The 5,697-nt window shown below is 59.8% G+C and carries 3 protein-coding genes and 1 pseudogene; 3 read left to right on the forward strand and 1 reads right to left on the reverse strand.

Annotated features, from left to right (window positions below):
- Positions 1 to 168, forward strand: a 168-nt coding sequence (locus tag PF446_RS10985) for a transposase (RefSeq protein WP_298071381.1), incomplete at its 5' end; no start/stop codon positions are given.
- A gap of 87 nt (positions 169 to 255) precedes the next feature.
- Positions 256 to 405, forward strand: a pseudogene (locus PF446_RS10990) (ISL3 family transposase); the annotation flags it as partial.
- A 70-nt stretch (positions 406 to 475) separates the two neighbouring features.
- Here the strand turns inward: PF446_RS10990 and PF446_RS10995 are convergent.
- Positions 476 to 3,226 (reverse strand): TonB-dependent receptor, encoded by a 2,751-nt coding sequence (locus tag PF446_RS10995; RefSeq protein WP_298071508.1) that lies wholly within the window; start codon positions 3,224 to 3,226, stop codon positions 476 to 478.
- 447 nt (positions 3,227 to 3,673) lie between these two features.
- Here PF446_RS10995 and PF446_RS11000 point away from each other — a divergent pair.
- On the forward strand, positions 3,674 to 5,697 hold a 2,024-nt coding region (locus PF446_RS11000), incomplete at its 3' end, for a prolyl oligopeptidase family serine peptidase (protein WP_298071510.1).

The following is a 5,697-nucleotide window of genomic DNA, read 5'->3' on the forward strand; positions in this document are numbered from 1 at the left end:
TCGTTCAATGGCCGCCTGCGCGACGAATGCCTTAACGAGCACTGGTTTCCCAGTCTGTTGCACGCACGTGCTGAGATCGAACGCTGGCGTCGGGAATACAACGAGGAGCGGCCGAAGAAAGCATTGGGCGGGCTGACGCCCGCTGCCTACGCTAAGCAGTTAAAGTGAACCTGGACTCTAAACCGTCCCGCTACTGAAAGCGGGGGGACGTCGTCTGGATGCATGGGCACCCCGGATGCGCTTTGCTTATCCGGGCTACGGCGCTGCCGATGACCGTTGGAGACAAACCTGGTCGAGGGCATCCATAAGGAAATCAAGGTCATCAACTGCATGGCCCATGGCTACCGGGACTGCGCTTACTTCTTCCTCAAAATCAAGGCCGCCTTCCCCGGGAAAGCGCGATGAACCAAAAAAAAGACCCTGCCTTGCGGCAGGGTCTCTGGGGATGATCCGACAGTGCGGATCCTAACGCTCGTTACTTGCCGAACTTGTAGTTGGCCTCGAGATACATGGTGCGGCCGAATACGTTGTAGTTGCTTGTGTTGTAGGGCACTCCGGTGGTACCCGAGTAGCTGTGGTCCACGGGAGGCATGGTGTTGAACACGTTGTTGACCAGGAACGACAACTTCAGTGCCTTGGTCACCTGGTAACGCAGGGTGGCATTGGTCAAGGTCCACGGAGACAGGCTGCCGGAAAGAGGATTCGTGTAGGAATCCTGTGTGGTGGCGTAGTAGTTGGGGCTGCTGCCATAGCGATCCACATAGATGGATGCCCCCCACTTGTTCCTGCGCCAGTCCAGGGTCACGTTCGCCTTGGTCTTGAAGTCGGTGCTGTAGTACGGATGGCGAAGCAGGTCGATCTTCGGGTCCCCCGGATAACGCTGCAGCTTGTGCTTCAAGGTATCTGAGTAGGACGCATTGACCGCCATTGAGCCCAGCGTATCCAGACCGAAGCGCCAGCTGGCGTGCGCGATCAGGTTGTCGGTGACTTCGTTGGATACATTCACCTTCGGCGTGAAGATCTGCACCACGTTGCCGAGATTGTCGCGGGTCACATCGGCCAGAGCATTCACGCATGTGGGCGAATTGATATTGATGTTGCCGGTGCGGCACTCGTATTCGGTCAGCATCAGGCCCGCCGGGCTGGCCTGCCGGACTTCATTGCTGATGTCGGTGTGGTACAAGTCGACGCTGAAGTTCAGGGCCGCAGTCGGCGCCCAGACCACACCGTAGGACCAGACCTTGGCGTTGATCGGCTTCAGGTTGACGTTACCTGCCTGTTGGCCGAAAACCTGGGTCTGCGAGTAGCGCGTCGGACACTGGCCGACATTCGCCGGGTCATAACCCAACAGCGAGCAGTTGTAGTAATCAGGCACGTACGTGTAATACCCGCTCTTGGCCTGGAACAGGTCCGACAGACTCGGTGCCTTGAATGCGCGCCCATAGCGTGCACGTAAAAGCAGGGAATCGAACGGACGGTACTCAAGACCCGCCATGTAGGTGTTCTTGGTCAAGGTCCTGCCTGCCGCCTTGTAGGCATCGTGACGACCCGAAATATCCAGCGTCACCTGCTTCAGCAACGGCATTTTCAATTCGGTGGTCAGTGCATAACGGCTGCGATGACCATGGCCCTGCACGTCCGTCTGGCCCCATACGCTCCCATTGAGCAAGCCCGGATCGGGCGTGTAGGCCCAGCCTGAATTGCCGCCTTCGGCGACCACGGCGACCCCAGCATCACCGCCGGGCAGACTGAACAGTGTCCCGTCCGTGATCTGGGCACGCAGCAGGTTGTCCCAGGTCTTGGAGCGGGTCGGGACGTAGCCGGTGAAACTATTGAAGTCACTGACCGAGATCGGCGAAAAGAACTTCTTGTAATTCGGCGAGTAGGTCGGATAGTAGTTGAAGAACGGATCCGGACCCAGATTCGGGCCGAGCATGGCCTTGAAATAATTCTCGATCGGGTTGAAGAAGCGCACGAAGTTATTGACCTTCAGATGCTCCTCGCTGTGGGTGATGCTGACGTCGTAGTCCCAGTCCGAGTTGCCGATCATGCCGTTGCCGCCAAGGGTCACAAAGAGCGAGTGATCCACCTGGTGATTCATGGTGTTTGCATAACCACCCGTCTCCTCCGGCGCGAAGACCTTCTGCAGGGCCACAATGTCATTCACGTTCGGGTCGTAGAACGGCCCGGTGTAGAATCCGCTGCTCCAGAAGGTGTAATTGGATCCGACCGACCAGCTGGTGTCAGACAGGTTGTAGAGAGCATCGGAGTACAGCTGCAGGTTCTCGTTCACATCATAGGTGATGTGCGTGTAGCCCTCGTACGATTTCTTCTGGTTCTTGATGGTCTGGTAGCCCACGTCCTTCAGCGAACCGCAATACGGGCCCTGGCCGGGACGATTGGCATACGTCACCGTGCCGCCGAAAAGGCTGCTGTCATTTTTGCACTGCGCGGGATCCAGCAGGTAGTTGCTGTTCCCGAGCAGGCTGTATTCGACCGCATCAAAGCCTGGGTAGGAGGGGCTTCGACCATGCTGAAACTTTTGGCTGGTCAGGGCACGGTTATAGCCCCAGACCGGCTTGTTGTTGTCGAACTGGAAACCGGCCAGGACTTTCAGCTTGCCCCATTGCCAGCTGTCGGCGCCCGAAAGGCGCTGGGTCTCGCCGCCGCCGCCGGAGGTCCAGCCATAGCGAGCATCGAGCGTGGGCGCATCCAGATGGTCCTTGAGCACGATGTTGATCACGCCCGCGATGGCATCCGAACCGTACAGTGACGACTGGCCACCAGGCAGGATGTCGATGTGGTCGACAAGATCAGTCGGAATGCCCGCGATGTTGTTGAACACGTCGCTGCCGTTGTAAAGGGCCGGGAAGTGGCCCATCGGTCGACCGTTGATCAGGTATTTCACGTAGCCGGGCTTCAATCCGAACAGACTGACCGTCTCCGCGCCCTGGGTGAACGAGGCCGAGGACTGCTGGCCCTGCACCGAACCGGTGGCGAATGAGGTGGATTGCAACGCCTCGGCGACCGTGCTGAAGCCACGGATCTTCATGTCATTGGCGGTGATCGTGGTGATCGGCGTGGCCGTCTCTATTTCAGTCTGTGGAATCAGAGAACCGGTCACGATTACCGACTGCAGCCGTTTGGCCTTCTTGTTTTTTTTGTTCTTTTTGCTCTTGGCATCCGTGCTGGACTGCGATTGTCCGGATGCGCCCTGTGCAGACATGGGCGAAAAACCCGCCGCTGAAGTGCTGGTGCTGCCTGCCCATGTGGGCGAGGCCCACACGAGCACGGCACCCATTGCCACACTCAATATCTTGCGATTCATCGAGAACCCCCAAAAAGTAATCCTGTGCCATCGCGTACTCATGCAGCGATGGTCGTACGGGCATCATTGCCCTTCCCTTGCGTAAACGCTGTCACTCAGCTGTCAACACAGTGTCACGCTTACCCCTCAACAAAATCACGCTCTTTTAACGATCTGTCAACCCCATGTGAGGATTTTCCATATGTGACTTTCGTCACATATTTGCCGTCCCGAGGTCGGGTTGCGCTGTATGCTCACGAGCTGGCCAAGCAGCGATTCTGTTTTGCAGCTGACCGTCTTCAGTGCTTGCAAGATTTCCGTTCGTGCTATTAGTCGCCAATCCTCCAATCACGTCGAGATAAGTCCATGCAAGGTTTCGTCTTGCTCCTGGCGCTCGGCGCACTGCTTAGTACGGGCGCGTCACACGCGACTCCAGCATCCACCCCAGGCAATCGTTCCATGGACCCCTACCTTTGGCTGGAAAAAACCCACGGCGAACGCGCCATGAGGTTTGTTCACCAGCAAAATGCCATCACCGAGAAACGTTTTGCCGACAACACGCAGTTCAACACTACGCGCGACCAGATCCTCGCAGTGATGAATTCCGATGCGCGCATCCCTTACGTGTCGTGCAGGGGCAACGACCTGTACAACTTCTGGAAGGATGCCGACCATCCGCGCGGCATCTGGCGCCGCACCACGCTGGCTGAATACCGCAAGGCCGACCCGAAATGGGACGTGCTGCTGGACGTCGACGCGCTGGGCAAGGCCGAGGGCCATAAATGGGTCTTCAAGGGTGCGCAGTGCCTGAAACCCGAATACACGCGATGCCTGGTGGAGCTTTCGCCCGACGGCGGCGATGCAGTCGAGGTGCGTGAGTTCGACATTCCGACACGCTCGTTCGTGAAGGACGGTTTCCATCTGCGCACGGCCAAGACCCAGGTCGGCTGGATCGACCACGACCACATCTTCGTCGGCACCGATTTCGGCCCCGGATCCATGACTGCCTCCAGCTACCCGCGCATCGCCAAGCGCTGGACGCGGGGCACCCCGATCGAGGCGGCCGAGACGGTCTACGCCGGCAAGACCACGGACCTGGCAGTGAGTGCCTCGCACGACGAGATGCCCGGCTTCCAGCGCGATTTCGTGCACGTGGCCAAGGACTTTTTCCACAGCGAAACTTTCCAGCTCAAGGACGGCACCCTGCACAAGCTGGTCGTCCCTGCCGACGCCGAGGCCGATGTGCACCGCCAGTGGCTGTTGGTGCAGACCAAGTCACCCTGGACCACCGGCGGCATCACCTGGCCGGCCGGCGCGCTGCTGGTGACGAAGTTCGACGCCTTCATGGCCGGCAAGCGAAACTTCACCGCCCTGTTCACGCCCGACGCGCATACCGCGCTGTCGTCCTACAGCTGGACCCGGCATCACCTGATCCTGGGCACGCTGAAAGACGTCCAGAGCCGGCTTGAGGTCCTGACACCGGGTGCCGACGGCCACTGGTCACGCATGCCCCTGGCCGGCGCGCCGGCGCTGAGCACGGTCAGCGTGGTCGACACCGACCCCGACCACTCCGACGCCTACTGGCTGGACGTGACCGGGTTCCTGACCCCGTCCACGCTGGAGCGCGGCGTGATCGGCAAGCACGCGCCCGAAAGCATCAAGCGCGAACCGGCGTTCTTCGATGCTTCGAAGTTCACGGTGAGCCAGCATTTCGCCACCTCGAAGGACGGCACCCGTGTGCCGTACTTCGAGATCGCCCCCAAAGGCATCAAGCTGGATGGCTCCAACCGCACCCTGCTGTATGGCTACGGCGGATTCGAGGTCTCGCTCCTGCCGCATTACAGTGGCAGCGTGGGTCGTGCCTGGCTGGAAAGGGGTGGCGTCTACGTGGTCGCCAATATCCGCGGCGGCGGCGAGTATGGCCCACGCTGGCACCGTGCCGCATTGAATGCCCATCGTCCCAGGGCCTACCAGGACTTTGCCGCCGTCGCCCGCGACCTGATCCGGCGTGGCGTGACCTCGCCGGCCCACCTGGGTGCCGAGGGCGGCAGCAACGGCGGCTTGCTGGTCGGCAACATGCTGGTCAGTTATCCCAGGCTGTTCGGCGCCATCGCCTGCGAAGTACCGCTGCTGGACATGAAGCGCTACATTCATCTTGACGCTGGCGCATCCTGGGTCGGTGAATACGGCAATCCGGACGATCCGAAGCAGTGGGCCTACATCAAGACTTTCTCGCCCTATCAGTTGGTCAAGCGCGGGCAGGATTATCCCCCGGTGCTGTTCTACACCACCACCAGCGACGACCGCGTGGGCCCGGCGCAGGCACGCAAGATGGCCGCGAAGATGGAAGGCATGGGCTACACCAACGTGTGGTTCTACGAGAACACCGA

The organism is Oleiagrimonas sp. (assembly GCF_027858935.1).
Classification (GTDB): Bacteria; Pseudomonadota; Gammaproteobacteria; order Xanthomonadales; family Rhodanobacteraceae; genus Oleiagrimonas.